Source organism: Pseudomonas sp. OV546 (assembly GCF_900116845.1).
Classification (GTDB): Bacteria; Pseudomonadota; Gammaproteobacteria; order Pseudomonadales; family Pseudomonadaceae; genus Aquipseudomonas; species Aquipseudomonas petroselini.
The window spans coordinates 76,158-101,273 of sequence record NZ_FPCE01000017.1 but is presented as its reverse complement, the minus strand read 5'-3'; the positions used below and the strand labels follow the sequence as shown (position 1 = coordinate 101,273).

The 25,116-nt window shown below is 62.6% G+C and carries 24 protein-coding genes and 1 pseudogene; 12 read left to right on the top strand and 13 right to left on the bottom strand.

Going from position 1 to position 25,116, the window contains the following annotated elements; genetic code table 11:
* A pseudogene (locus tag BM403_RS32700) lies at positions 1 to 149 on the top strand (IS481 family transposase); the annotation flags it as partial.
* Positions 150 to 356: 207 nt separating this feature from the next.
* Here BM403_RS32700 and BM403_RS28230 read toward each other — a convergent pair.
* The 7 genes from BM403_RS28230 to BM403_RS28200 all read right to left on the bottom strand — a co-directional run bounded on the left by BM403_RS28230 (position 357) and on the right by BM403_RS28200 (position 6,252).
* Positions 357 to 1,139, bottom strand: a complete 783-nt coding sequence (locus BM403_RS28230) for a MetQ/NlpA family ABC transporter substrate-binding protein (RefSeq protein ID WP_012721649.1) — start codon at positions 1,137 to 1,139, stop codon at positions 357 to 359.
* 149 nt (positions 1,140 to 1,288) lie between these two features.
* Positions 1,289 to 2,209, bottom strand: a complete 921-nt coding sequence (locus tag BM403_RS28225; protein WP_012721648.1) for a sigma 54-interacting transcriptional regulator — start codon at positions 2,207 to 2,209, stop codon at positions 1,289 to 1,291.
* Between the two features lie 49 nt (positions 2,210 to 2,258).
* Positions 2,259 to 2,840 (bottom strand): alpha/beta hydrolase, encoded by a 582-nt coding sequence (locus BM403_RS28220; RefSeq protein WP_012721647.1) that lies wholly within the window; start codon positions 2,838 to 2,840, stop codon positions 2,259 to 2,261.
* Between the two features lie 328 nt (positions 2,841 to 3,168).
* Entirely contained in the window at positions 3,169 to 3,570 is a 402-nt protein-coding gene (locus tag BM403_RS28215; protein WP_010565408.1) for an ExbD/TolR family protein, read from the bottom strand.
* A 1-nt stretch (position 3,571) separates the two neighbouring features.
* Positions 3,572 to 4,291 carry a MotA/TolQ/ExbB proton channel family protein gene (locus BM403_RS28210; protein WP_027607855.1) on the bottom strand — a complete coding sequence of 240 codons (720 nt, stop codon included), beginning with the start codon at positions 4,289 to 4,291 and terminating at the stop codon, positions 3,572 to 3,574.
* A gap of 54 nt (positions 4,292 to 4,345) precedes the next feature.
* A complete protein-coding gene (locus BM403_RS28205; RefSeq protein ID WP_012721645.1) occupies positions 4,346 to 5,161 on the bottom strand; it encodes an energy transducer TonB in 816 nt (271 codons plus the stop codon).
* Positions 5,162 to 5,385: 224 nt separating this feature from the next.
* Entirely contained in the window at positions 5,386 to 6,252 is an 867-nt protein-coding gene (locus tag BM403_RS28200; RefSeq protein ID WP_027607856.1) for a LysR family transcriptional regulator, read from the bottom strand.
* Positions 6,253 to 6,360: 108 nt separating this feature from the next.
* Between BM403_RS28200 and BM403_RS28195 the strand changes: the two genes are divergently transcribed.
* A complete protein-coding gene (locus tag BM403_RS28195) occupies positions 6,361 to 7,548 on the top strand; it encodes a CynX/NimT family MFS transporter (protein ID WP_012721643.1) in 1,188 nt (395 codons plus the stop codon).
* Here BM403_RS28195 and BM403_RS28190 read toward each other — a convergent pair.
* Entirely contained in the window at positions 7,519 to 9,834 is a 2,316-nt protein-coding gene (locus BM403_RS28190; protein WP_012721642.1) for a TonB-dependent receptor, read from the bottom strand. The two genes, BM403_RS28195 and BM403_RS28190, sit on opposite strands and share 30 nt — an antisense overlap.
* 155 nt (positions 9,835 to 9,989) lie before the next feature.
* Between BM403_RS28190 and BM403_RS28185 the strand changes: the two genes are divergently transcribed.
* Complete coding sequence (locus BM403_RS28185; RefSeq protein WP_012721641.1) at positions 9,990 to 10,934, top strand: LysR family transcriptional regulator; 945 nt, start codon at positions 9,990 to 9,992, stop codon at positions 10,932 to 10,934.
* Positions 10,935 to 11,034: 100 nt separating this feature from the next.
* The gene (locus BM403_RS28180) at positions 11,035 to 12,642 is read left to right on the top strand and encodes an alkaline phosphatase family protein (RefSeq protein WP_012721640.1); all 1,608 of its coding nucleotides are present in this window, start codon (positions 11,035 to 11,037) and stop codon (positions 12,640 to 12,642) included.
* 100 nt (positions 12,643 to 12,742) lie between these two features.
* On the opposite strand, the gene BM403_RS28175 is transcribed toward BM403_RS28180, so the two are convergent.
* The gene (locus BM403_RS28175; protein WP_012721639.1) at positions 12,743 to 13,648 is read right to left on the bottom strand and encodes a TauD/TfdA dioxygenase family protein; all 906 of its coding nucleotides are present in this window, start codon (positions 13,646 to 13,648) and stop codon (positions 12,743 to 12,745) included.
* A gap of 179 nt (positions 13,649 to 13,827) precedes the next feature.
* Between BM403_RS28175 and BM403_RS28170 the strand changes: the two genes are divergently transcribed.
* Complete coding sequence (locus BM403_RS28170) at positions 13,828 to 14,748, top strand: LysR family transcriptional regulator (RefSeq protein WP_012721638.1); 921 nt, start codon at positions 13,828 to 13,830, stop codon at positions 14,746 to 14,748.
* A 53-nt stretch (positions 14,749 to 14,801) separates the two neighbouring features.
* On the opposite strand, the gene BM403_RS28165 is transcribed toward BM403_RS28170, so the two are convergent.
* Positions 14,802 to 15,803 carry an ABC transporter substrate-binding protein gene (locus tag BM403_RS28165; protein ID WP_012721637.1) on the bottom strand — a complete coding sequence of 334 codons (1,002 nt, stop codon included), beginning with the start codon at positions 15,801 to 15,803 and terminating at the stop codon, positions 14,802 to 14,804.
* Between the two features lie 288 nt (positions 15,804 to 16,091).
* On the opposite strand from BM403_RS28165, the gene BM403_RS28160 reads away from it, so the two are divergent.
* The 3 genes from BM403_RS28160 to BM403_RS28150 are packed head-to-tail and all read left to right on the top strand — an operon-like array spanning position 16,092 to position 20,123.
* The gene (locus BM403_RS28160) at positions 16,092 to 17,684 is read left to right on the top strand and encodes an ABC transporter permease (RefSeq protein ID WP_012721636.1); all 1,593 of its coding nucleotides are present in this window, start codon (positions 16,092 to 16,094) and stop codon (positions 17,682 to 17,684) included.
* Positions 17,681 to 18,496 carry an ABC transporter ATP-binding protein gene (locus tag BM403_RS28155; RefSeq protein ID WP_012721635.1) on the top strand — a complete coding sequence of 272 codons (816 nt, stop codon included), beginning with the start codon at positions 17,681 to 17,683 and terminating at the stop codon, positions 18,494 to 18,496. The genes BM403_RS28160 and BM403_RS28155 overlap by 4 nt, the downstream gene beginning before the upstream one ends.
* A 16-nt stretch (positions 18,497 to 18,512) precedes the next feature.
* Positions 18,513 to 20,123 (top strand): arylsulfatase, encoded by a 1,611-nt coding sequence (locus BM403_RS28150; RefSeq protein ID WP_012721634.1) that lies wholly within the window; start codon positions 18,513 to 18,515, stop codon positions 20,121 to 20,123.
* Here BM403_RS28150 and BM403_RS28145 read toward each other — a convergent pair.
* Positions 20,095 to 21,174 carry a fatty acid desaturase gene (locus BM403_RS28145; RefSeq protein ID WP_093546239.1) on the bottom strand — a complete coding sequence of 360 codons (1,080 nt, stop codon included), beginning with the start codon at positions 21,172 to 21,174 and terminating at the stop codon, positions 20,095 to 20,097. The genes BM403_RS28150 and BM403_RS28145 overlap by 29 nt on opposite strands.
* Positions 21,175 to 21,275: 101 nt before the next feature.
* Between BM403_RS28145 and BM403_RS28140 the strand changes: the two genes are divergently transcribed.
* A complete protein-coding gene (locus tag BM403_RS28140; protein WP_012721632.1) occupies positions 21,276 to 22,280 on the top strand; it encodes an AraC family transcriptional regulator in 1,005 nt (334 codons plus the stop codon).
* 127 nt (positions 22,281 to 22,407) lie between these two features.
* On the opposite strand, the gene BM403_RS28135 is transcribed toward BM403_RS28140, so the two are convergent.
* The gene (locus tag BM403_RS28135) at positions 22,408 to 22,773 is read right to left on the bottom strand and encodes a response regulator (RefSeq protein WP_043204631.1); all 366 of its coding nucleotides are present in this window, start codon (positions 22,771 to 22,773) and stop codon (positions 22,408 to 22,410) included.
* Positions 22,774 to 22,873: 100 nt separating this feature from the next.
* Here BM403_RS28135 and BM403_RS28130 point away from each other — a divergent pair, with 100 nt between their 5' ends.
* Both BM403_RS28130 and uraH read left to right on the top strand, forming a co-directional pair.
* Positions 22,874 to 23,347, top strand: a complete 474-nt coding sequence (locus tag BM403_RS28130; RefSeq protein WP_093546236.1) for a GlcG/HbpS family heme-binding protein — start codon at positions 22,874 to 22,876, stop codon at positions 23,345 to 23,347.
* Between the two features lie 25 nt (positions 23,348 to 23,372).
* A complete protein-coding gene (gene uraH / locus BM403_RS28125; RefSeq protein ID WP_012721630.1) occupies positions 23,373 to 23,783 on the top strand; it encodes a hydroxyisourate hydrolase in 411 nt (136 codons plus the stop codon).
* Here uraH and BM403_RS28120 read toward each other — a convergent pair.
* Positions 23,778 to 24,464 (bottom strand): Crp/Fnr family transcriptional regulator, encoded by a 687-nt coding sequence (locus BM403_RS28120; protein WP_093546233.1) that lies wholly within the window; start codon positions 24,462 to 24,464, stop codon positions 23,778 to 23,780. The genes uraH and BM403_RS28120 overlap by 6 nt on opposite strands.
* 83 nt (positions 24,465 to 24,547) lie before the next feature.
* Here BM403_RS28120 and BM403_RS28115 point away from each other — a divergent pair, with 83 nt between their 5' ends.
* Positions 24,548 to 25,075, top strand: a complete 528-nt coding sequence (locus BM403_RS28115) for an Mpo1 family 2-hydroxy fatty acid dioxygenase (protein ID WP_064054180.1) — start codon at positions 24,548 to 24,550, stop codon at positions 25,073 to 25,075.
* The last annotated feature ends 41 nt before the right edge of the window (positions 25,076 to 25,116 follow it).

Sequence of the window (25,116 nt, the reverse complement as noted above, 5' to 3'; positions counted from 1 at the left end):
GCAAGTTGGTATTTGTCAGCGAGGCATTATCCGGGGAAAGGATAGGGCTCAAAGAAGCTGAGGATGATGTCTGGGATTTGTACCTGTGTGATTATCCCTTGGGGAGGCTTGGACGAGGTATGACCCGCGTCCAAGCCTCAAATGTGTAAACGATGTCCCCGGTTTCAGATGTAAACGATGTCTACGGTTCTACACCCCGATGGCGGTGTATCAGTTACAGATTGATTGGCTGACACACTGCAATCGGGGGCAAGCCCCCTCCCACATTTGGATTGCATTCCAAATTTCAGGCATAAAAAACGCCGACGCTATATAAGCCATCGGCGTTAAAACCTTGAAGGGGGTTTTCAGTTACATCAGAACGCAGGCACTACCGCACCGTTGTACTTCTTCTCGATGAAAGCTTTGACTTCCGGGCTGGTCAGGGCCTTGGACAGTTTCTGGATAGCGTCGCTGTCCTTGTTGTCCGGGCGAGCCACCAGGAAGTTCACGTACGGCGAGTCAGCGCTTTCGATGATGAGCGCGTCCTTGGCTGGGTTGAGGCCAGCTTCCAGGGCGTAGTTGGTGTTGATCAAGTCCAGGTCAACCTGATCCAGCACGCGTGGCAGCAGGGCCGATTCCAGCTCTTTGAACTTCAGGTTCTTGGGGTTGCTGGCGATGTCTTTTGGCGTGGCCAGGGCGTTGGTCGGATCTTTCAGGGTGATCACACCGGCTTTCTGCAGCAGCAACAGGGCGCGGCCGCTGTTGGAGCCTTCGTTAGGAATGGCCACGGTGGCGCCATCTTTCAGCTCGGAGATGTTCTTGATCTTTTTCGAGTAACCGCCGAAGGGTTCAACGTGCACGCCAACCACGGTGACCAGGTTGGTGCCCTTGCCCTTGTTGAAGTTTTCCAGGTACGGCAGGGTCTGGAAGTAGTTGGCATCCAGGCGCTTCTCAGCCACCTGCACGTTAGGTTGTACGTAGTCGGTGAAGACTTTGATTTCCAAGTCCACGCCTTCTTTGGCGAGAGTTGGCTTGACCAATTCGAGGATCTCGGCGTGCGGCACTGGGGTCGCGGCCACCACCAGTTTCTCGTTTGCCTGGGCGAAGCCAGCAGTCAGGGCAGCCGCCAGTGCGGTAAACAACAGAACCTTTTTCATGCAGTGTCCTTATCGAAATTCCGGGTCGTCTCTGACGGCCGTTTTTTATGTGGTGTGCCAGCGAAGTGCTATCGCGGCGTGGGAGGGACAATACCTAGATTTTTTATTCCCGAACAATATCTTTTATTCACGTTGATATTCCATTTTGCTCATGTAGTGGCTTGTTCACGTAGAAAGCTGCGCAAGGCTTCCTGCTCGGCGGGGCTGGCCGTGTTGAAAATTCGCTGTACCTGCTCCAACGGCGTGCCCCCCACAGGCAAATTCAGATGCTCGGGCAAAATCTCATCGCCGCTGCTGACCAGTAATGCAAAGTGAATAACGTTTTCCAGCTCACGGGTATTGCCCGGCCAGGTGTGGTGCTCCAGCACGCGCTGGGCGGCGTCGCTGATCAGCGGCACCGGCAGGTCCAGGCGCTGGCTGTAGATGCCCAGGAAATACTCGGCCAGGGACAGGATGTCACCGACACGCTCGCGCAAGGCGGGCAAGTCCAGCTGGCCTTCGCTCAGGTAATGGAACAAGCGCTCATGGAACTTGCCGGCGGCCACGGCCTGGGCCAAGTCGATGCTGGTGGCCGCCACCAGGCGCACATCCACCGGGCTGGGCTGATGGGCGCCGACGCGGGTGACTTCATGGTTTTCCAGTGCGGCCAGTAGTTTTACCTGGATCGGTAGCGGCAAGTCGCCGATCTCATCCAAGTACAAGGTGCCGCCATTCGCCGAACCGAACCACCCCGCACGGCTGCTGGCCGCGCCACTGTGGGCACCGGCCGCATAACCGAACAACTCGGCATCGGCATAGGTCGGGCTGATGGCGCCGCAATTGACCGAGACAAACAGCCCGGTGCGGTCGCTGCCACGGTGGATGTGCCGCGCCAGCAGCTCTTTACCGCTGCCGGTCTCGCCGCGAATCAGCACCGGTAAGGCGCGCGGCGCGAGGCTTTCCAAGTCTTCGCGCAGTTGCCGCGAGCGTGGATCAACAAAGACCAACGCTTTGGCGCGAATGCTCAGCGGGCTTTTTTCCGCGTCGGGGAAGGTCAGCAGTGGCTGGCCGTAGGTTTCATGCAGGCTCATGGCAGGCTCCCGCCCCAAATCCACTCAGGGACGGGGCGTTTAAAGATAGTCAGGCAGTGCGCCGGGCGTGATGCTCAAGGCGGCTTTGCAGGCGATAAAGGTAGGCGAAACCCTGCTCCCAACGCTGGTGGCCGGACTTCACATTGATATGGCCGGCACCGGACAGGATGCCGGCTTCAGCGCCCCAGTTACGCGCCAGTTCCACGGCCCGGGGAGCGCTGACGGCGCTGTCGTTATCGGAGCTGACCACCTGGGTGGGAAACGGCAGCAAGTCGGTCGGAATCGGCGCAAAGTTGCGCAGGGCAGGTGAGCACGCCGGGCGTTCGACATCGGCCGGAGCCACCAGCAAGGCGCCACGCACCTGGCGCAGGAACTGCACTGGCGCGGTAGCCGCCCAATGCGCCACGGTGATGCAGCCCAAGCTATGGGCGATCAGGATCACTGGCGTGCTGTCGGCCGCAATGGCCTCGGCCAGCGCGGCGACCCAGTCTTCGCGCCGTGGCGTCAGCCAGTCGGCCTGTTCCACACGGGCGCTGTTGGGCAGGCTGTTCTGCCAATGACTTTGCCAATGATCTTCTGGCGATCCTTGCCAGCCCGGCACGATCAGGTAACGAATCGACTCGCTGTGCATGGGTGTGCCCTCCTGCAGCGTTTAACGTTGCTGAACAGTATAGGGACGAGGGTTATATTCGTTAAGGAATAAGAAGCTATTTATTAATAACCAAAATATCAAAGCCGATGAAGATCAAACTGTGGGAGGGGGCTTGCTCCCGATAGCAGTGGGTCAGTTGATACAGGTGGCGGCTGATACACCGCCATCGGGAGCAAGCCCCCTCCCACATCGACCCGGTTCCACATAGGGACTCGGGGTGTTGAGTAAATCCCAGGCAAAAAAAAGGCCGCACCCTGCCAAGGAAACGGCCAAAAAGTTGTCGAGGCTATTGGTGGAAGCGTTGCAACTAACGTGCGGTAATCACCGACAGCTTGGTAATCCCCGCGCGCTCGATAGACGCCATGGCTCGCGCCACTTCGCCGTAGTTCACACCATCGTCAGCCTGCAGTTGCACCCGCACATCGGGGTCCTTGGCCTTCGCCGCCTGCAGGTTGAATTCCAGCAGGTCCGGCTGGATTTCGTCCTTGTTGATAAACAGTTTGCCCGCGCCGTCGATGCTCACCACCAGCGGGTCTTTCTGCTCCACCGGGGCCACGGCCTCGGTCTTGGGCAGGTTGATCGGGATCGCGTTGGTCAACAGCGGCGCGGTGACGATAAACACCACCAGCAGTACCAGCATCACGTCCACCAGCGGCGTGACGTTGATCTCGCTCAGCACCTCATCACTGTCTTGCGTGGAAAAGGCCATCTCAGGACGCCTCCTTCACTTTCTGCGGGTTGCCAGGCGCATGCTTGGTCAGGGCCGGGTGCAGCAGCACGCGGAACGAATTCTTCTGCGCCAGGCTGTAGAAGTCGTGGGCAAAGTCATCCAGGTCGGCAGCCGTCAGTTTCAGGCGACGCAGGAAATAGTTGTAGACCAGCACCGCCGGCACCGCGACGGCGATCCCCACGCCCGTGGCAACCAGGGCGGCACCGATGGGGCCGGCCACGGTTTCAAGGCTGGCGGAGCCGGCGGCACTGATGCCCTTGAGCGCTTCCATGATCCCCCACACGGTGCCGAACAGGCCGATAAACGGCGAGGTGCTGCCGATACTGGCGACCACGGCCAGGCCGGTTTCCAGGGAGCGGCGCTCACGTACGATCTGCTGGCGCAGGGCACGCTCGAGGCGGTCCTGGTGGTTGATCGCCTGGCTCAGGTCGGCCGCATGCGGCGCTTCCCCGACCTGGATCGCGGCGTAACCGGCCTGGGCCACACGGGCAGCGGCGCCGGGCTGGGTTTCGGCCAACTCGGCGGCCGAGTCGAGACTCGACGCCGCCCAGAACTGTTTGTGGAACTTGCGATCCTGCGCTTTAAGGCGACCGAACTGCACGCCCTTGAGCAGGGCCAGGCCCCAGGTGGCGACCGAAAAGACCACCAGCAGCCAGATCACCGCGCTTTCGATGGATTCAAGTGGAGATGCTAATGCCATGATGTTTTCCCTCTGTACTAGTCGCGGCGTGTGCTGCACACCGCAGCGCAATAGTTAGTGAATCTTGAAGTCGATCGGTACGCTGACCCAGCCGTCCTGGGCCACATCGCCCTGCTTGGCCGGCACGAAGCTCCACCGCTTCACGGCGGTCAGTGCGGCGTCGTCGAGTTGCTGGCGACCGCTGCTTTTCTGGACCTGGATCTCGCCCGGCTTGCCGCTGGCCAATACATGCACCCGCAACAACACCGTGCCTTCCCAACCGCGACGCTGCGCCAGGGACGGGTACTCCGGCGCCGGGTTCTTGAGGTACGCGGCGTTGGCCGAAGCCGGTGTCACCGGGGCTGGCGCGGGCGGAGCGGGCGCAGGGGCCGGTGGCGCCGGTTGCGGTGGCGTGGGCGCCTGCTCGACCGGTTTCGGTGCGGGCTTGGGCTCAGGCTTTGGCACCGGCTTGGGCTTGGGTTTTGGAATCGGCTTGGGCGGCGCCGGCTTGGCGGCCAACTCATCCACCACCGGCGGCGGTGGCTCGACAACAGGCGGTGGCGGTGGTGGCGGCACAGGCGGTGGCGGTTCCACCACGGGCGGTGCCGGCTGGGAAAATTCGATGGTCATCGGCGGAATCTCCGGCGGCACAATCGGCAGCACCGGCGTGGGTTTCTGGCTGACCCAATAAATCACTGCACCGTGCAGGGCCAGTACCAACAAACCGAGCAGGATCCCTTCGCGGCGGCTGGAGAAGCGCTTCGGGGTTTGCTGCGTCCGCAATTGCCCCAACGGCGCGCGGTGCGGCCGGCCAAGGTCGACCAACTCACCACTCGGTGCCTGGCGCCATTGCGCCTCGGGTGCACTGGCGGCGGTCTGGACATTGCCCATTGATTCACTCCCTACGGTTTCGAAACCAAAAAACCGACGGGCCTGCGTGGAAGGCCGTCGAGGGCTGAATCATCGGGGCCAGACGCTTATCTCTTAAAGTAATCTTTGAAGTTATAGATAGATCAAATTTGAATAAACGAATGCTCTGCAAACACCAAAGCCCCGGCCCACGTGGCCTGGCGTCGAGGTGGTTTTTTTTGATGCTTTTCAGGCATACAAAATATTCACTTAAGGCATGGCTCAACGGGGCTGTTTGCACACAAATCGAACAGCTCAGCCTGCAAGCACTGCCCCGCGGCACTCAGGCCATGACGGGCATACAACGCCAGGCGCACGCCTTGCACCACGGGCAAGCCGCTGTCCGGCCCCAGTTCCACATGCCCTGGCTGCACGACCCGTCGCGGCAACAGACTCACACCCAACCCCGCCGCCACCGCCGAACACACGCTGGCCAGGCTGGCGCTGGAATAACCGATGCGCCAGCGCCAGCCGCCCACTTCCAAGTGGTGCAACATTTCATTGCGGTACAGGCCGCCCACCGGGAATGCCACCAACGGCAGAGGGTCGCGCCCCAGGCACGGGGTGCTGCGGCTGTCGACCCAACACAGCGGCTCGGGCCACGAGGCCAGGCAGTCATCGCTGCTGCCCATCTGCTTGACCAGCAACACGTCGAATTCACCACTGCGGTATTGGCGCTGCAACTCGGGGCCCAGGCCGCTGGTGACCTCCAGGCGCACCCGTGGATAGGCCAGCACAAATGCCGACAGCAACGGCATCAGGCGCTCGGCGGCAAAGTCTTCCGGCACCCCCAGGCGCAGTACGCCGTCGCTCTGTTGGTTGATCAACACATCGGTGGCTTCTTCATGCAACGCGAGGATGCGCCGCGCATAGGCCAGCAAGCGTTCGCCCTCGGCGGTGGCGACCACGCGGCGCTGGTCGCGGTCCAGCAACTGGCACGCCACCGCGTCTTCCAGGCGGCGGATCTGCTGGCTCACGGTGGATTGGGTCAAGTGCAGGCGCTCGGCGGCACGGGTGAAGTTGCCGCAGTCCACCACGGCGACAAAGCTGCGCAACAACACGGGATCGAACATCAGCGTCACCATTCTCTTTGCCACTGGTTGGCATGGTTATATTTAATTTCAGAATACCTTGGGTGCTGGCCATACTCACGCCTCATTTGCCGACTGCAAGAGCGTTGCATGACCCTGAACAAATCCCTCGCCGGCTGGGGCCTGCTGGTGGTGCTCGGCCTGAACCTGCGGCCGATCCTCAGTTCCATCAGCCCGTTGCTCGGCGAGATCCGCCAGGCCACCGGCCTGAGTTTCCAGAGCAGCGCCCTGCTGACCAGCCTGCCGGTGGTGTGCATGGGGCTGGTGGCGCTGGTGGGCGTGCGCGTGGAAGCCCGCCTTGGCGAACGGCGCGGCATCGCCCTGGGCCTGATAATGATCCTGCTGGCGTGCCTGGCACGCTGGCTGATGGGCCAGGCGTCGGCGCTGCTGGTCACGGCGTTGCTCGGCGGTGCGGGCGTGGCGCTGATCCAGGCCTTGGTGCCGGCGATGATCAAGCGCGAATTCCGTCATCGCGTGCCGGTGGCGATGGGCGTGTATTCGGCCTCGCTGATGGCCGGCGGCGGGCTGGCAGCGCTGCTCAGCCCGCTGGTGGCCACGCATTTCCAGGAATGGCAGGCGGGGTTGGGGGTGTGGCTGCTGCCGGCGTTGGGCGCCTTGCTGCTATGGGCCTGGCTGCCCCTGGGCGCGGCCAGAAATCCACAGGTGGTGCCGGCCTTCAAGGACCTGCGCAATCGCCGCGCCTGGTTGCTGGCGCTGTATTTCGGCCTGGTCAATTGCGGCTACATGAGCCTGGTGGCGTGGCTGCCGGCCTACTATCAGCAACTTGGCTGGGGCGTGTTGCCCAGCGGTTCGCTGCTGGCGTTCATGACCATCTTCCAGGTGCTCGCCGCGCTGTTGATGCCGGTGCTGGCGCAGCGCGGTATCGACCGTCGGCCGCTGCTGGGCATCGCCCTGCTGGCCCAGACCGTGGGTTACCTCGGCCTGATCGTCGCGCCGCAGGAATATCCGCACCTCTGGGTGGCGCTGTGCGGCTTCGGCCTGGGCGCGTGTTTCGCCTTGAGCCTGCTGCTGACCCTCGACCACCATCGCGACCCACGCCAGGCCGGGCAACTGGCGGCCTTTGTGCAAGGCGTGGGCTTCTTGATCAATGCGGTGTCGCCGTGGCTGACCGGCTGGTTGCGCGGGCTGACCGGCAACTTTGTCAGCGCCTGGGTGGTGCTGACGGTCACGGCGGTGGCGATGCTGGTGGTGACGCGCGTGTTCAGCCCGGCCACCTATCGCACGGGGCTAGAAGTCATAGCGCCCGGTCACTCCTAGCGTGCGCGGCGTACCAAGCAGGCCTTCGTAGCCGCCGTTCCCCCCCGTCCACAGCGTGGTGTAGTAGGTCTTGTCGAAGGCGTTTTTCAGCCATAACGACACGTCCCACTGCCCTTGCTCATAGTTGCCACGCAGGCCGGTGGACAGGTTGACCACGGCGTAGGCAGGAATCTGTCCATAGTCGGAGTCCTCCACGGTGCCCACAGCCTTGGAGCGGAAGGCATAGCTGGCGGTGACGTAGGGTTCGAAGCCGTTATCCAGGTTCCACTTGTATTCGCCGTTGGCGTTGGCGATCCATTTCGAGGCCCCCACCACTTGGTGCCCACTCAGGTCACAGGAGGCCGGCGCACCGGGGCGCAGACTGACTTCCGGCGGGCACGGCGCATCTTTGTAAGACAGGTAGCTCACATCGTTGAACGAGCCGTTGAGGTTCAGCGTCAGGCCCTTGATCGGCACCAGGGTGCTTTCCACCTCGACACCCCGCGAGCGCACCGAACCGGCGTTGGTCAGGTACTGCACACGGTTGTCCTGGTCATAGGCATTGGTCTGGTAGCCGTTGACCTGAGTCCAGAACAGGTTGGCATTGAGCTGCAGCCGCCGGTCCCACAGGGTGCTTTTGAAACCCAGTTCGACGTTATTGGCGCGCTCGGTGCCGATCAGCAGTGAGTCGGCCCCGGCCGTCGGTGCCGAGCCTACCGCCAGGTTGACCCCGCCGGACTTCTCGCCATGGGACAAGGTCGCGTAGCCCAGCAGGTTTTCGTTAAAGCGGTAGCTCAGGTTGAGCAAACCCGAGGGGCTGGTGCTGTATTGCGTGAGGTCGCCGGAATCGTACGCCCCCGCGCGCCCGCGTCGAGCCGTCGCGGCAGCACCGGTGACCGCCGCACCGCCAAGGGGAGCGTTACGCGTGACCCAGGCACTTTTTTCTTCATAGGTGCCACGCAGGCCGGCTGTGAAATCCAGGCGCTCGGTGAGGTGCCAGGTGCCCTGGGCAAACAGTGCAAAACTGTCGGTGCGAATGTGCCCGTTGCCGACGCTGCTGACGTTGGCCAGTGCGCCGGCTGGCGTGCCGTTCCAGATGTCGGCCTGCGGCCCGTAATAGCTGAAGGATTTGTTATCCAGCGAATTACCGAAGTAGTAGGCACCGAGCACGTAATCGAAGAACCCGCCGGTGGGTGAAGCCAGCCGGAATTCCTGGGACCACTGCTTATCTTCCACCGACACCCCGGCGTTATACGACGCCGGCACGTTAAGGCCGTCGTCGTTACGCGGGGTGAAATTCCAGAAGCGATAGGAACTGACCGAGGTCAGGGTGAAATCACTCGGCAACGTCCAGTTGGCCTCCAGCGACGTACCGCCCTGGAACACGGTGACGTGCTGGTCGCTGTCCAGGTTGACCTTGCGGTGGGTGCCATCGACCAGGGTCGCGCCTGCCGCGTTGGCCCGCGACTGGTAGAGGTTGGTGCCGTTGATGGTCGGCCCGGTGCTGTACAGCACCCGGGTGCCGGCGCTGGAATCCTCTTCGTTGTAATCGCCGATCCAGCGCAGGTTGAAGGTCTCGCTGGGCTTGTACAGCAGTTGCCCGCGAAAGCCCTGGCGCGAGCCGCCGTTGAGGTCATGGCCGTTGTATTCGTTCTTGATGTCGCCGTCGCTGCGGGTGCGATACGCCGAGAAACGCCCCGCCAGGTCATCGGTGAGCGGGCCGGAAATCGTGCCCTTGGTCTGGAAGTAGCCGTCCTCGCCCAGCGAGGTTTCAATGCTGCGCTCCGGGGTAAAACTCGGCGCGCGCGTGCTGATGTTGATCACCCCGGCGGTGGTGTTTTTGCCGAACAAGGTGCCTTGCGGGCCGCGCAAGACTTCAAGCTGCTCGATGTCCATCAGGTCGAACACCGCCATGCCCGGCCGCCCGAGATACACGTTGTCGATATACAGCCCTACGCTGCCTTCCAGGCCATCGCTGGCCGGGTTGTTGCCAAGCCCGCGGATCGACACGCTGGACTGGCGCGCATGCATGTAGGCGACGTTGACGCTGGGCACCAGTTGCTGCAGATCCTGAATCCGATACACCCGCTGGCTCTCCAGGGCCTGGCCGCCGATCACGCTCATGGGCGTCGGCACTGCCTGGGCGCTTTCGGTGCGCCGCCGGGCGGTGACGGTGACCGTCTCCAACTCGCCGCCGGCGCTCTCGCCCTTGCTTACCGGCGCGGGCGTTTCGGCGGCCTGGGTCGGCGACCAACTGGAACTGCCGGCCACCAGAATGGCCAGGGGCAAGGACTTCAACAGACTCATAAGCGGCTCCGGAACCCGGAAATATCCATCGAGAGATATTCCTTTAGGTTATTTATTTATGTTTTTACGAACATTTACTGCATAAGAGATAGCCTTTATAAGGAGTCGACCTAATGCATAGCCAATGCATTTCCCGGATATTTTTGATGTGAAAAATGCATATCGATCTGCGCCAGCTTCGTCACTTCATCGCCCTTGCCGAACAACGCAGTTTTGTCGCCGCCGCGTTGACGGTGAACCTGTCGCAATCGGCGTTCAGTCGCAGTATCCAGGCCCTGGAACACAGCGCCGGTTGCCAGCTGATTGACCGTGGCCGCAAAGACCTGGCGCCGACCAAACAAGGCCAGGTATTGCTGGAGCACGCCCGGCGCCTGGTCAGCGGTGCGCAGCAGTTGGCCAATGAGATCAGCCAGTTCAATGGCCTGGAGGCGGGAGAATTGCGCTTCGGTTGCGGCCCGGCACCGGCCGGCGGCCTGATCCCGCGCGCCATCGGCAGTTTTATCGGGCGCTACCCCAAGGCACGGGTGCAGTACCAGGTGGACGACTGGCAAAGCCTGAGCAAACGCCTGCTCAGTGAAGAGTTCGAGTTTTTCGTCGCCGACACCCGCCACTTCGAAGCCAACCCGGACTATCACACCCACCGCCTGCGCCCGCGCCGCTGGTATTTCTGCTGCCGCGCCGGCCACCCACTGGCCGGGCGTGGCAGCGTAAGCGCCGCCGAGCTGATGAGTTACCCACTGGCCGTGACCATCCGCCCGCCCAACCTGCGCAAGGTCATCGTCGACCTCAGCGGCCGGCCCGATTACCTGCCCAATGTCGAATGCGAGAACGGCTATAGCCTGATGGGCGTGGTGCTGCGCTCCGACGCCATCGGCATCGTCAGCGCCAACAGCGATGTGCTGCACATGGCCCGGGGCGAACTGGTGTGCTTGACGATCGAGGGCCTGGCGGAGGATCTGGAGGAGCGTTACACCCGCTACGGCATCGTCAGCCGTGCGGGGTATCGCTTGTCGCCGCTGGCCGAAGCGATGATCGAGCAGATCAAGCAGGTCGATGAGTTGGATGAAGAGGTGTGCACGCTGGAGAACGTTGCGGTCTAGGCCATGCATTCACTGCATCAAAGCCAGTCCCCAAATGCACTTGCCAGCCCCCCACTCGAACGGCGAAAAACCTCACCTGTCCTCCGTCTGGTGAAGCCCCATGTCCCACCCCCAACCCGTGCGCAACGTGCTGTACATCATGTGCGACCAACTGCGCCGCGATTACCTGTCGTGCTACGGCCACGCCCACTTGCACACGCCGAACATCGATCGCCTGGCCGCCGCCGGTGTGCGCTTCAACCGCGCCTATACCCAAGGCACCATCTGCGGGCCCTCGCGCATGTCGGCCTATACCGGGCGCTACGTCAGCAGCCACCAGGTGGCGTGGAACGCGGTGCCGTTGCCCCTGGAAGAACTGACCCTCGGCGACTACCTGCGCCCCCACGGCATCCGCACGGCGCTGGTCGGCAAGACCCACGCCACGCCCAATGTGGACGCCTTGCAACGCCTGAATATCGACCCTGACAGCAAGCAGGCCGAGCCGTTGAACGAGGTCGGCTTCGAGGCGTACCTGCGTCACGACGGCATCTACCCCGACAGCCCGCTGTTCGAGGATAAACGCGAGTCCGCGCCCTACACCCATTACCTGCGCGAGCAGGGCTACAGCGGCGCCAACCCGTGGCACGAATGGGCCAATGCGGCAGCCGGTGAAAACGGCGAAGTCCTCAGCGGTTGGCACATGCGCAATGCGGGCCGCCCCGCGCGCGTGGCCGAGGAACATTCGGAAACCGTCTACACCACCGACCGCGCCATCGACTTTATCCGTGAACAGGCCGAACAACCGTGGTGCCTGCACCTGTCCTATATCAAGCCACACTGGCCCTACATCGCACCGGCGCCGTATCACGCGCTGTATGGCGCCGAGCATATCCAGGCACCGATCCAGCCAGGGGAGACCAGCGATCACCCGGTGTACCAGGCGTTCCGCCAGCACCAGGAGAGCCTTAACTTTTCCCGTGACGAGGTACGGCTCACGGTGATTCCCACCTACATGGGCTTGATCAAACAGGTCGACGACCAACTCGGGCGCCTGTTCGATTTCCTGCAAGGCAATGGCCGTTGGGACGACACCCTGATCGTGTTCACCAGCGACCACGGCGATTTCCTCGGCGATCACTTCCTCGGCGAAAAAGAATTTCTGCTGGAACCTGCGGTGGGCATTCCGCTGATCGTGCGCGACCCACGCGCCGCCGCCGATACCCGCCGTGGCACGGTGGACGCGCGTCTGGTGGAAACCATCGATGCGCTGCCGACCTTCCTCGACGCCCTGGGTTTGCCAGCGGCCGAGCATCGCCTGGAAGGCCGCTCGCTGATCCCGCTGTTGCACGGCCAGGAAACCCGCTGGCGCCGCTACGCCATCGCCGAGTACGACTACGCCTTCCAGGCCCCGGCCCGCGAACGCCTGGCGCAACCCATCGACCGTTGCCGGATGACCATGGTGCGCAGCGAACGCTGGAAATACCTGGCGTACGACGGCTTCCGCCCACAGCTGTTCGACCTGGAAAACGACCCGCAGGAACTGCACGACCTGGGCAACGACCCGGCCTATGCCGAAGTGCGCGAAACCCACGTGGGGTATCTGTTCGAATGGCTGCGCGGGTTGAAGCGACGCACCACCATCAGCCACGCAGAGATCGATCTGCGTGGCCAACGGTTTCGTTACGGTGAGCCGGAAGCGGAGAAGGTGGTGCAGATCGGCGTGTGGTAAACCACACATCGAACGTGGGGGCCCCCACTACCTCTTCGAAGTAGCGCTGTCGCACAGCAAACGGGTACCTCTGTGGTGAGCGGGCTTGCCCCCTCCCACATCAGAGACCTTTGGTGGTCTGGCTGCGCTGCCCGTGCACGCCCACCGGCACATCGCCCTTGAGCGTCACCCGGCGCACGATGCGTTCCTGGGTGCCGTAGTCGTCGACGGCGTAATGCTGGGTGGCGCGGTTGTCCCAGATCGCCACGTCGCCGGTGTTCCAGCGCCAGCGCACGGTGTTTTCCAGGCGGGTGACGTGGCTTTGCAGCAGGTTGAACAGCTGGGTCGAGTCCGCCTGGGAATAACCTTTCAGGCGCTTGACGAAGTGCCCCAGCAGCAGGGTTTTCTCGCCACTGACCGGATGCACGCGCACCACCGGGTGCTCGGTTTCGTACACCGTCGAGGTGAACACCTTGCGGTATGCCTCAAGCCGCTCGGCCGACACATCCGGCTTGAGCGCGGCGTAGTCGTATTCGTTGCTGTGCACTGCCCACAAGTTATCCGCCAGGGCGCGCAGTTCGACGCTGAGGTCGTTGTAGGCGCTTGAGGTGTTGGCCCAGACCGTGTCGCCACCGGACTTGGGCGCCAGTACCGAACGCAGCACCGAGGCTTTCGGGTAGGCATCGACGAAGGTCACATCGGTGTGCCAGGAATTGGCGCGCTGGCCACGGGTGCCGTCCAGTTCCATGAGGAAGCGCGTGCCGTCGCGCACCGGCACCGTCGGGTGGGCAATCGGCTCGCCGAGCAGATGGGCAAAGGCTTCCTGGCTCTGGTCATCGAGGTGAGTCTGCTCACGGAAGAAGACCACCTTGTACTGCACCAGCGCCTGCTGGATGGCTTCGACCGTGGCGGCATCCAGATCGCCGGACAGTCTGATACCGCGGATCTCGGCGCCGATGCGGCCGGCGACCGGGTGAATATCCAGCGCCTGGGCGACGGGTTGAACAGCTAATGCGGCGTTGCTCATGGTGATGACCCTCTTGTGCCTGCTGATGGGGACGCTTTCCGACAACGCTCTATCCATATGCAATTTAGGTCTAGCAAATGAACGAATGCTTCATTGACGGAATAAGAGCTTGCATTTAAAACCTCTGCTCCCGTGGTCGCAAATGCCTTCGACCTATTTTTAAGATGCAGGGAAAGCATATGGATCTTCGCCAACTGCGCTACTTCATCGCCCTCAACGAACACCGCAGTTTCGTGCGTGCGGCAGACGCCATGGGCATCACCCAACCGGCGTTCAGCCGCAGCATCCAGGGGCTGGAACAGGAGTTCGGCTGCGTGCTGGTCGACCGTGGCCACAAGGACCTGCGCCCCACGCCGGAGGGCCAAGTGGTGCTGCAACATGCCCTGTCCCTGGTGCACGGCGCCGCCTTGCTGAGCAGTGAAGTGACGCGCATGACCAAGCTCGACGCCGGCGACCTGCGCTTCGGCTGCGGCCCGGCACCGGCGGTGAAACTGGTGCCGGATGCGGTGGCGCGCTTTATCAGCGCCCACCCGAAAATCCGCACCAGTTTCCAGGTGGATAACTGGGAAAAACTCAGCCGTGCCCTGAGCCGTGAAGAGATCGAATTCTTTATCGCCGACATCCGCCAATTCGAAGCCGACCCGAATTTCCAGACCCGCGCGCTGACCCCCAAGCGCGGGGTATTTTTTTGCCGACCGGGCCACCCGTTGCTGGCCAAGGACAGCCTGTCGACCAACGACATGTTCGACTACCCGCTGGCGGCGCCGCTGATCTCACAGGGCATTCGCAAACTGTTGGCGAACCTGAGCGGGCGCATGGATTTTTCCCCGAGCATCCAGACCGAACATTTCCCGGCGCTGGTGAAGATCGTGCTGCAGTCCAATGCCATCGGCGTCGGCACCGAGGAGGCGTTCGCCGAAGACATCGCCCACGGCACGTTGAAGCTGCTGCACTGGCGCAACCTGCCGCAGAACATGGAGACCATGAGCGCCCGCTGCGGGATTGTCAGCCGCACTGGTTCGCGGTTGTCGCCGGCGGCGAAGGCGATGATCGAGACGCTGGTGGAGGTGGACAGGCAGGAGGTGAGCGTGGCGGTTTGACGGGCCTCATCGGGGGCAAGCCCCCGATGGCGATAGCCCAGGCACCACCCGACTCAAAGCCCCGCCGCCGCCAGGTTCGGCGCCACCCAGTCACTCACCTGGAACGGCTTGCGAATCAGCTTCTCCTTGGAGGCCAGGTCCACCGAACCCTGCAATTTAGCCAGGAACACCGGGTCCAGGGTCGACGGGAAAATCTCGCTGAGGGTCTGGTCTTTCAAGTCATTGGTGAGGATCACCGGCGGGTAACTGGCCAGCCCGGACACCAGCGCAATGTAGGCTTGCTTGTTGTTGTCATCGGTCAACCAGTGCACCGCCTGCTGCTGGGCCTTGAGCAGCTTGGCGACGGCGTCGGGGTGCTCGTCGACAAACTGTTTGCTGCCCACCAGCACCGCCTGGACGCTGCCGGCGCCACCGAGGTCCTTGGTGGTCAGCGGTATTTCAGCCAGCCCCTTGGCTTGCAATGCCGTCAGGTTCGAACCGCCCCAGGTGGCGTCGATCTGCTTGGCGGCCAGCGCGGCATTGGCGGCGTTGTAGTCCAGGCTGATGACTTTGAGGTCCTTCTCACTCAAGCCCTGGCTGGCCAATGCACTGTCGAACGACAACTGGCTGGCCGTGCCACGGAACACCGCGACGCGCTTGCCCTTGAGGTCCTGCAAGGTCTTGATGCCAGAACCCGGCACCACGCCGAGGTACTGCTTGATGTCCCGCGCGGTGGCACTGAGCAGGCGCGTCTCCAGGCCATTGGAGCGGCCGATGATCGCCGCCAGGTCGCCCAGGTACGCCAGGTCCACCTGCCCGTTGGCGAAGGCTTCGTTGATCACAGGGCCGGCGCCCTTGAAGTAATTCCACTGGATCTTGATGCCTTGGTCGGCAAAGGCTTTTTCGAAGATCTGCTGCTCGCGCAGCACGTCCGTTATGCCCCCGCCGCTGTGCTGGCTGCCTGCGCTGAGGTCGGGCACGGCGATGCGGATTTCCTTGAGGTCGGCAGCCTGTACCAGGCCCGCCAATGCGGTGCCTGCCACCAGGGTGATCAGACGTTTGAACGGCAGTTTCATAAGCGCAGCTCCTTGTGGGCGAGGGTCGCCTGGGGAGCAGAAAGTAGGCACAACCTGGTCAAAACTTTAAATACTATAAATTCACAATTTAATAGCTTTTAGGACTATACGAAGGGAAACGCAGGCTCCAGAGGGCTATGCATGAATAGCATCGAAAATATTCTTCGAATGCATTGGATGCGTGCCGGGGCGAGGCTTTAAATGGTTTTTCTTATCCCTCAATCATCTTGATTACGTTTTTATAAGATCGAAATCACATAACGCCCCTGGCGACAACGGAGGTCCTCCATGGCCCGAATCTCACTTTTGAGCCTCCCGCTCGCGGCTCCCGGCGCCACGCCACGTTGGCCGCTGCGCTGTGAACGGCTGTTGCCATGGTTGCTGCCGGTGACGCTGTTTGCGCTGTGGTGGCTGGCCAGCCGCAATCACTGGATGAGCGAGCAGATCCTGCCGCCACCGTCCCTGGTGTGGAGCAGCGCCGTGGAACTGGCCGGCGGCGAGCTGTGGAGCCACCTGGCGATCAGCCTGCAACGCCTGTCCTGGGGGTTGCTGGCGGGCATTGGCGCCGGGGCGCTGCTGGGGGCGGTGCTGGGTTTCAGCGCGCGCGCCGAGCGCCTGGTGTTTCCGACGTTCAGCGCGTTGTCGCAGGTACCGACCCTGGCCTGGATTCCACTGTTCATGGTGTTCTTCGGCATTGGCGAAACCCTGAAACTGGTGGTGCTGGTGAAGGCGATCGTGGTGCCCGTCACCCTGCATACCCTGGTGGGCGTGCGCGACGCCCAGCCCCAGTTGCGTGAAGCCGCCCGCGTGCTGCGCCTGCCCACGCACCTGTTGATCCGGCGCCTGATCCTGCCTGCTGCGCTGCCCGCCTTTATGGCCGGCGTGCGCCTGGCCCTGGCGGCCGGCTGGACCTCGCTGCTGGCGGTGGAGTTGCTGGCCTCCAGCGAAGGCATCGGCTACCTGATGGTGTGGGCGCGCCAGCTGTTCATGCTCGATATCGTCTTCGTGTGCATCGTGGTCATCGGCGTATTCGGCGTGGTGATGGACCGTGGCATTGGCTGGCTGGACCGCAAATGGGTGCACTGGCCCCATCCGGCCACGGCGCAGATTCGTCGCGGGCCGCGCTATCAAGGCTGGCAGCGCCTGCAACCGTGGGTGCTGCCCCTGCTGTTGCTGGCGCTGTGGCAGGTCGCGACGCAACAAGGCTGGGTCGACCCGAACATTCTGGTCAGCCCTTGGGTGGTGCTGCACACCACCGTCGCCGGGGTCGTGGATGGCAACCTCAGCGGTGCACTGGGCACCAGCCTGGGGCGAAGCCTGGGCGGCTTGCTGCTCGGTGGCGGCGTTGGCTTTGCCATGGGCCTGTGGCTCGGACTGTCACGGCGCAGTGAGCGGGTACTCGGGCCGACCCTGAGCGCCTTGCGCCAGATCGCGATTTTCGCCTGGGTGCCATTGCTCACTGCCTGGTTTGGCCTGGGTGAGTTGGCCAAGTGGGTGTTTATCGCCCTCGCCGCCTTCTTCCCGTTGTTTATCGCCACTCAACGCAGCGTGCTGAATCTGTCGCCACAGCTCAACGAAGCGGCGCAGGTGTTGCGCCTCAATCTGTTCCAACGGCTGCGACGCCTGGTACTGCCAGGCGCCGCAGCCGGGATTTTCGCCGGCCTGCGCCTGAGCCTGATCTACGCCTGGCTGGGCACCATCGGTGCGGAATATTTCATGCCGTCCAACGGCGGTATCGGCAGCCTGATGATCGGCGCCCAACAACTGCTGCGCATGGACCTGATCATGAGCGGCATGCTCCTGGTCGGCCTTACCGGCGCGGCCCTCAACCTGATCGGCCAGCGCATCGAAACCCGCGCCACCCGCTGGAGACACGCATGAACGCACCTATCGTCAGCTTCAACCATGTGGGCAAGACCTTCGACGTCGACGGCTTCGAGCTGGAAGCCATCCGCGAATTCAACCTGGAGATTGCAGAAGGCGAATTCGTCGCGATTGTCGGCTCCAGCGGCTGCGGCAAATCCACGCTGCTGCGTTTGCTGGTGGGGCTGGATACGCAGTTTCGCGGCGAGATCCGCGTCGACGGTAAAGCCGTGAGCGGCATTGGCGGCGAGCGCGGCATCGTGTTCCAGGAGCATCGTCTGTTCCCCTGGCTCACCGTGGCGGAAAACATCGGCCTGGGCCTGGTCAACGAGCCACTGAGCGACGCTGAGCGCAATCGGCGCATCAGCGATTTTATCGAGCTGGTCGGCCTCACCGATTTCACCCGCGCCTATCCGCACCAGCTGTCCGGCGGCATGGCGCAACGGGTGGCGATTGCCCGCGGCCTGGTGGCCAGCCCGCGCATCCTGCTGCTGGACGAACCGTTCGGCGCCCTCGACGCCCTGACTCGCCAGCAGATGCAGGACGAACTCCTGGCGATCCGCGCCCGCGCCAAAATCACCACGGTATTGGTGACCCACGATGTGGAGGAAGCGATTTTCCTCGCCGACCGCGTGGTGGTGATGGAGCCTCGGCCGGGGCGGATCAAGCAGGTGGTGGACGTCGCCCTGCCACATCCACGTCAGCGCAGCAGTTTTGAATTCCATCAACTGCGCGAAGAACTGCTGCATGAATTGACCAACGATGGCCACTACCAGCCGCCGATGCGCGAACAGATCCGCGATCTGCCATTGGCCTTTATTGCCTGCTGAAAAAAGGAGTGCCTTGATGCCGCAACGTCCCAATTTTCTCGTGATCCTGGCCGATGACATGGGCTTCTCGGACCTCGGTGCGTTTGGCGGGGAAATTTCCACGCCGCACCTGGACGCACTCGCCCTGAACGGCCTGCGCCTGACCGACTTCCACACCGCCCCGACGTGCTCGCCTACCCGCTCGATGCTGCTCACCGGCACCGACCACCATATTGCCGGTATCGGCACCATGGCCGAGGCACTGACCCCGGAGCTGATCGGCAAGCCCGGCTACGAGGGCTACTTGAATGACAAGGTGGTGGCACTGCCGGAGCTGCTGCGCGAGGCCGGTTACCAGACATTGATGAGCGGCAAGTGGCACCTGGGCCTGACCGCCGAACTGGCGCCCCACGCCCGCGGTTTCGAGCGTTCGTTCTCGTTGTTGCCGGGCGCCGCCAACCATTATGGCTTCGAGCCGACCTACGACGAGCACACCCCGGGCCTGCTCAAATCCACCCCGGCGCTGTACATCGAAGACGACCGGTTCGTGGAGCAACTGCCCAAGGACTTCTATTCCTCCGATGCCTTCGGCGACAAGCTGCTGCACTACCTCAAGGAGCGCGACCAGGCCCGGCCGTTCTTCGCCTACCTGCCGTTTTCCGCCCCGCACTGGCCGTTGCAGGCGCCTGCGGACATCGTCGAAAAGTACCGTGGCCGCTACGACGCCGGCCCCGAAGTGCTGCGCCTGGAACGCCTGGAAAAACTCAAGGCATTGGGGCTGATCGACGCCGACGTCGAGCCCCATCCGTTGATCGAGCTGAACACCCAGTGGGCCGCCTTGAGCGACGAACAGCGCCAGGTGTCGGCGCGGGCCATGGAGGTGTATGCGGCGATGGTCGAGCGCATGGACTGGAACATCGGCCGAGTGGTGGATTACCTGCGCCAGCAGGGGCAGTTGGACAATACGTTCATTGTGTTCATGTCCGACAACGGCGCCGAAGGTGCGCTGCTGGAGGCGTTCCCCAAGTTCGGGCCGCAGTTGCTCACCTACCTCAACCAGCATTACGACAACAGCCTCGACAATATCGGCCGCGCCAACTCCTACGTCTGGTATGGCCCGTCATGGGCGCAGGTGGCGACGGCGCCGTCGCGATTGTTCAAGGCGTTCACCACCGAGGGCGGGATTCGCGTGCCGGCGCTGGTGCACTATCCGCAGTTGTCGCTCAAAGGTCGTATCAGCCATGGGTTCGGCACGGTGATGGACATCACGCCGACCATCCTCGACCTGGCCGGCGTGCGTCATCCGGGCAAACAATGGCGTGGCAAGCCGGTGGCGCCGCTGCGGGGCAAGTCGTGGCTGGGCTTCCTCTCCGGCGAGACCGCCCAGGTGCACGACGACGACACCGTAACCGGCTGGGAACTGTTTGGCCGCCGCGCGATTCGCCAGGGCCAGTGGAAAGCCGTGTACATTCCCGGCCCCGTGGGCCCGGCGACCTGGCAGCTGTATGACCTGGGCCAGGACCCCGGCGAAATCCACGACCTGGCCTTGAGTCATCCGGACAAGCTCGCCAGGTTGATCGGCCACTGGCAGCAGTACGTCGACGAAACCGGCGTGGTGCTCAGCGCGTCGCCGTTTCAGCCGGATTGAGCCGGGCCTGGGGCGACGCCATGGGTTCAAGCCGATTGGCCCGCGCAAACGTGCCGAAATCATTGAAACGCACGCCCATCTCGGCCATGACCTTATGCGCTACCTTGGCCGTCATCTGGCGGATGTAGAACGGCTCCTTCACCACAAAATGGTGAATCCCGTGGGTGCTGCCGAAGTTGAAGCAGAACGCCTGCAACGGCCACATCCACCAGGGGTTCAACACTTGGGTCTGCTGGATCACGTTGCCCAGTTCCACATCGCCGTAGTAGTGCATGTTGGAGCTGACGAAGTGCAGGCAAAAGGTGCGCAGCACGTTGGGCCCGATGATCACCACGGCGGCGATATCGATCACGTGCATCATCTGCACGGTAGCGGCCGACCATTCAATCGGCGTGTCCATCAGACCCGCAATACCATTGGCGGCATGGAAGCCGAGGAAGATGTACCACGCGCCCCAATGAAGCAGCGCCAGCGGTGCGTACACCAGCAGCGAGCGCTTGATGATCGCTCGTTTGTGCTTCCAGGTTTTGGCCCTCAGGATGCGGATAAACGCCGACATGACGTTATCGCCGACCATCAGCAAGCGCGCAAAACCCCACGGCTCGCCGTTGGTGATGGCGCGCTCTTCCATATCGGTTTCGGTACCGGAGACTTTGTGATGGTTGAGGTGCAGGTGCCGGCGCACCCACGGGTTGATGGTGCTCGGCCGCGCCAGCCACACCAGGCCCATCATCAGGTTGTGCGGCACGCGCTGTTTGCGAAAGTACATGCTGTGGATCAGGTCGTGTTCCAGCTCGTGGGTCAGTGAGGCCAGGAACGCATTGAGCAGCAGGCACGCCCACCAGGCCATGTGCCCCGTGATGTAGAGCGCCGCCGAACCCACCATGCCGACCAGCGCAAACGCCAGGATGCCCGCGCCCAGCGCGTCCTGATGCAGCAACCAGGGGTGCCGGCGGCGCAGTCGCACGCCCTCGGCCAGCACCACTTCACGGATATGCGCCGAACGCTGTTGCGCGTTCATCTGCTGGGGACTTGCAGAAGTACCGTCCATGCTCCCATCCTCTTATTTATTGATGGTTACATCCTGCACCAGAGCTTCTTGCAGGACGCTAGCCCCACACGCCAACCTGTTGACCGCAAGCGCCAATCGCCATGACTGAACCCACTTCCCTCGCCAGCTGGACCCGCGCCCTGCGCAAGCAGCTCGACGCCCTGGGCCTCGACAGCGCCGCGCTGTGCGTGCAAGCCGGGCTCGACCCACAACAGATGGACGATCCCAATGCACGCTACCCGCTGTCCGCCACCACGCGCTTGTGGGAACTGGCGGTGCAGGCCAGCGGGGATCCGGCGATTGGTTTGCGGGTGTCGCGGTTTGTCAGCCCCACGACCTTTCATGCCTTGGGCTATGCGTTGGTGGCCAGCGGCAGCCTGCGCGAGGTGTTCGAGCGCATCGTGCGGTATCACCAGGTGGTCAGCGATGCGCTGACGCTGGAGCTCAGTCGCGAAGGCGAGCGTTATCGCTTTCGCCTGCTGCAGCCCCCAGGCAGTCCGGCACCGGCGCTGGAAGCCATCGATGCCTTCGCGGCGATCTATGTGCGCACCTGCCGTAACCGCCTGGGCCGCGACTACGCCCCCTTGGCCGTTCACTTGCGGCGCCCTGAACCTGCCGACCCCAGCCCCTGGCACACGGTATTTCGCGCACCGGTGTTTTTTGGTGCCGAGGAAGACGCGTTGGAATTCGCCGCCCATGACTTCGACAGCCACCTGGACGATGCCAACCCGGAACTGGCCGAACATAATGAGACCGTGCTCAAGCGCACCCTCGCCCAACTGCAACCGTTGACCTGGGAACGCAAGGTACGCGCGGCCATCGAGGCGCAATTGCCGGATGGCGAGCCGAGTGCCGAACGCATCGCCCAGGCCTTGCACCTGAGCCTGCGCAGCTTGCAGCGGCACTTGGCGGATGAGGGCTGCCGGTTTGATACGTTGCTCAATGAATGCCGGGAGAACCTGGCATTGCTGCACCTGCGCGACCCGAACTGCTCATTGGCCGAGATCAGTCATTTACTCGGGTTTGCCGATACCAGCAGCTTCAACCGCGCGTTCAAGCGTTGGACGGGGATGACGCCGGGGCAGTTTCGGGATGGATTGCGGTAGGTAGGTTTGGGGTGATGGTGATGGCCTCATCGGGAGCAAGCCCCCTCCCACATTTGAAATGCATTCCCCTGTGGAAGGGGGTTTGTCCGCGATGGCGATGGCTCAGGCAGCAAAAATACCTGATCAATCACCGCCCGCGGTCGCGCCGCAACACCTTCTTCACCCGCGCCACCAGCGCCTTGGCCTCAAACGGCTTGAGCAAATAGTCATCCTCATGCAATTCCAGCCCGCGCAGGCGATCTTCAATCCCGCCCGGCGTGGTCAGGAACAGCAGCGGCGTCTGCCCCTTCTGCCGAATGGCCTGTTGCAGCTTCCAGGCATTCAGACCCGGCAACATTACGTCCAGGATCACCAGGTCGTATTCGGTACTTTCAACAAAGCGCAATGCCGCCATGCCATTCGCCGCGACTTCTACCGTGAAGCCAGCCTCGCTCAGACCTTGAGCCATGCGCTGCGCCAGTTGGGGCTGATCTTCCACTAACAACACCTGCATGCGTTACCTCGTAGTTTGATTACAAAATTGTCATCAAATTGTGCGGCTTCTGACCCTGCCCGCTGGCTAACGTGATGGCCTGTTTTAAGGAGCCTTCACCATGTATCGCACTGCCTTGTTCCTGAGCCTCGCCGCCTGCACGGCCGCTCAGGCTGCGCCCCTCTTGCCGCGTCATGCCGACCTTGATTTGCGCACTGCGCGCCAACTGGCCGATGCCAGCCTGACGCACTGCACCGCCGCACTGACCGTGCTGGACCGCGGCGGCAACCTGCTGGTGGCCCTGCGAGCCGATAGCGTCGGCCCGCACAACAGCCTCGCCAGCCAACGCAAGGCATACACCGCGCTGTCGACAAAGACCCCGACCCGCGTGTTTGCCGAGCGCGCTCGCAACAATCCCGAAGCGGCCAACCTTAACAGCTTGCCCGAATTGCTGTTGCTCGGCGGCGGCGTGCCGCTGTTTGCCGAGGCGGAACTGGTCGGCGCGCTTGGCATCGCAGGTGCCGGCGGCGCGGCACAGGACGAAGCCTGTGCCCTGCAAGCCGCCGAGCAACTGGGCTTAAAAACCACCCCTTGAATCCCCCTGTCAAAAGGACTTCTCGATGAAAACCCTAAACATGACCCTCGCCGCCCTCAGCCTGAGCGGCCTGTGCAACCTGGCACTGGCCGACGGCAATCCGTTGAGCGTGCATGTGCTCAACCTTGAAAATGGCCTGCCGAGTGCCGGGGTCAGCGTCACCCTGGAAGAGCACGTGGGCGACCAATGGCAGTCGCTGTCCCAAGGCGTCACCAACCAGCAGGGACGCATTAGCGAACTGTTTCCCGCCAATCGCAGCATAAAGCCGGGTGAGTACCGTGTGGTGTTCAAGACGGGCGACTACTACAAAAAGGCCAACCGCGAGACCTTTTTCCCAGAAGTGCCGGTCATTTTCCGAGTCAAACAGGCCGACCAGCATTACCACATCCCGCTGCTACTCAGCCCGTACGGGTTCTCTACATATCGCGGCTCATAGGCCCGCAGACAGCCGCAGGCCATTGAAATCGAGTATCTCAATCGCGCCGTAACTGAGCTCAATGACGCCCTGTTGCTCCAGCATCTTGAGCAGACTGTTAATGGTCTGGCGCGACAGGCCCAGCATCGCCGCAAGATCCTCCTGAGGCAGGTGCAACACGCGGCGGGCCTGTTCTATCTCCCCGTAGCCTTCAGCGATCATCAGCAGCCGATGGGCCAGCCGCGCCGACGCGGGCATCAGGCTCATCTGCTCGATATTGATCAATGACAGGCGCAGTTTGTGGCTCATCAACAGGGCTACATCGCGCCAATACGACGGATGCCGCTCCAGGATGCCGAGCATTGCCGCCTGCGGCACCTGCAGTAATGTGCATGGCCCCATGGCAAGGGCATCATGGGTACGCGGCAGGCCATCGAACAGGCAGATTTCGCCGAACCAGTAAGGCGTCTCAACCAGGCTCAATACCGCTTCCTTGCCCTGGGCATTCACCGCACTGATACGCACCCCACCTTCCAGCACTGCATACACACCGCACGGGGGATCACCGCGCTTGAACAGCAACTGTCCTGCCGTCAGCGAGCGTGGCCGGGCCGCTGCCAGCAAGCTACGCTGCAAATCTGAAGGCAGATGACGGAACCAGTGGCCACAGCCCAACCGGGCGTGCCATTTGTCTGCGTCCATGTGAACTCCGAAGATTGTCGCCCAGCTGACAGTTCGCCACAGGCTGACAGGGCATGATCAAACATCCTACAGGAGGAATAACAATGAAAAGCCTCGTCGACCATCTCAGTCAATACGCCGCCTACCATCGCGACCCGCGCAATATCGCCAGCCACTTTATCGGCATCCCGTTGATTGTGGTGGCGGTTGCCGTGCTGCTGTCGCGCCCCGAATGGGCCGTGGGCAGCCTGTGGATGTCCCCCGCCGTGATTGTCGCGCTGTTGTCGGCGTGGTTTTACCTGCGCCTGGAGCTGGCTCTGGGTGTGCTTATGACGGTGCTGATGGGCCTGTCGGTGTGGGCCGGGCATGTGCTGGCGGCGCAAAGCACGCTGGTGTGGCTCAGCAGCGGCGTGGGGATGTTTGTGGTGGGCTGGGTGATCCAGTTTGTCGGCCACTATTACGAAGGCCGCAAGCCCGCGTTTGTGGATGACGTGTCGGGACTGATTGTGGGGCCGTTGTTTGTGGTGGCAGAGTTGGCGTTTCTGCTGGGGTTGCGCCAGGGGCTCAAGCAGCAGATTGAAGAGCGGTCGGGGCCGGTAATTCGTCGTGATCTAAAGCCTAGCGAAGTCTGATGTGGGAGGGGGCTTGCCCCCTCTCACATTCAGATCCCATT

What these genes read in the sequence shown, in the direction of transcription:
- BM403_RS28140 (WP_012721632.1), top strand. Translation starts at nt 21,276, where the DNA reads ATGACTGAACCCACTTCCCTCGCCAGCTGGACCCGCGCCCTGCGCAAG.
- BM403_RS28150 (WP_012721634.1), top strand. Translation starts at nt 18,513, where the DNA reads ATGCCGCAACGTCCCAATTTTCTCGTGATCCTGGCCGATGACATGGGC.
- BM403_RS28225 (WP_012721648.1), bottom strand. Translation starts at nt 2,209, where the DNA reads ATGAGCCTGCATGAAACCTACGGCCAGCCACTGCTGACCTTCCCCGAC.
- BM403_RS28185 (WP_012721641.1), top strand. Translation starts at nt 9,990, where the DNA reads ATGCATATCGATCTGCGCCAGCTTCGTCACTTCATCGCCCTTGCCGAA.
- BM403_RS28210 (WP_027607855.1), bottom strand. Translation starts at nt 4,291, where the DNA reads ATGGCATTAGCATCTCCACTTGAATCCATCGAAAGCGCGGTGATCTGG.
- BM403_RS28135 (WP_043204631.1), bottom strand. Translation starts at nt 22,773, where the DNA reads ATGCAGGTGTTGTTAGTGGAAGATCAGCCCCAACTGGCGCAGCGCATG.
- BM403_RS28160 (WP_012721636.1), top strand. Translation starts at nt 16,092, where the DNA reads ATGGCCCGAATCTCACTTTTGAGCCTCCCGCTCGCGGCTCCCGGCGCC.
- BM403_RS28195 (WP_012721643.1), top strand. Translation starts at nt 6,361, where the DNA reads ATGACCCTGAACAAATCCCTCGCCGGCTGGGGCCTGCTGGTGGTGCTC.
- BM403_RS28190 (WP_012721642.1), bottom strand. Translation starts at nt 9,834, where the DNA reads ATGAGTCTGTTGAAGTCCTTGCCCCTGGCCATTCTGGTGGCCGGCAGT.
- BM403_RS28170 (WP_012721638.1), top strand. Translation starts at nt 13,828, where the DNA reads ATGGATCTTCGCCAACTGCGCTACTTCATCGCCCTCAACGAACACCGC.
- BM403_RS28215 (WP_010565408.1), bottom strand. Translation starts at nt 3,570, where the DNA reads ATGGCCTTTTCCACGCAAGACAGTGATGAGGTGCTGAGCGAGATCAAC.
- BM403_RS28155 (WP_012721635.1), top strand. Translation starts at nt 17,681, where the DNA reads ATGAACGCACCTATCGTCAGCTTCAACCATGTGGGCAAGACCTTCGAC.
- BM403_RS28175 (WP_012721639.1), bottom strand. Translation starts at nt 13,648, where the DNA reads ATGAGCAACGCCGCATTAGCTGTTCAACCCGTCGCCCAGGCGCTGGAT.
- BM403_RS28130 (WP_093546236.1), top strand. Translation starts at nt 22,874, where the DNA reads ATGTATCGCACTGCCTTGTTCCTGAGCCTCGCCGCCTGCACGGCCGCT.
- BM403_RS28165 (WP_012721637.1), bottom strand. Translation starts at nt 15,803, where the DNA reads ATGAAACTGCCGTTCAAACGTCTGATCACCCTGGTGGCAGGCACCGCA.
- BM403_RS28120 (WP_093546233.1), bottom strand. Translation starts at nt 24,464, where the DNA reads ATGGACGCAGACAAATGGCACGCCCGGTTGGGCTGTGGCCACTGGTTC.
- BM403_RS28200 (WP_027607856.1), bottom strand. Translation starts at nt 6,252, where the DNA reads ATGTTCGATCCCGTGTTGTTGCGCAGCTTTGTCGCCGTGGTGGACTGC.
- BM403_RS28180 (WP_012721640.1), top strand. Translation starts at nt 11,035, where the DNA reads ATGTCCCACCCCCAACCCGTGCGCAACGTGCTGTACATCATGTGCGAC.
- BM403_RS28230 (WP_012721649.1), bottom strand. Translation starts at nt 1,139, where the DNA reads ATGAAAAAGGTTCTGTTGTTTACCGCACTGGCGGCTGCCCTGACTGCT.
- BM403_RS28145 (WP_093546239.1), bottom strand. Translation starts at nt 21,174, where the DNA reads ATGGACGGTACTTCTGCAAGTCCCCAGCAGATGAACGCGCAACAGCGT.
- BM403_RS28220 (WP_012721647.1), bottom strand. Translation starts at nt 2,840, where the DNA reads ATGCACAGCGAGTCGATTCGTTACCTGATCGTGCCGGGCTGGCAAGGA.
- uraH (WP_012721630.1), top strand. Translation starts at nt 23,373, where the DNA reads ATGAAAACCCTAAACATGACCCTCGCCGCCCTCAGCCTGAGCGGCCTG.
- BM403_RS28205 (WP_012721645.1), bottom strand. Translation starts at nt 5,161, where the DNA reads ATGGGCAATGTCCAGACCGCCGCCAGTGCACCCGAGGCGCAATGGCGC.
- BM403_RS28115 (WP_064054180.1), top strand. Translation starts at nt 24,548, where the DNA reads ATGAAAAGCCTCGTCGACCATCTCAGTCAATACGCCGCCTACCATCGC.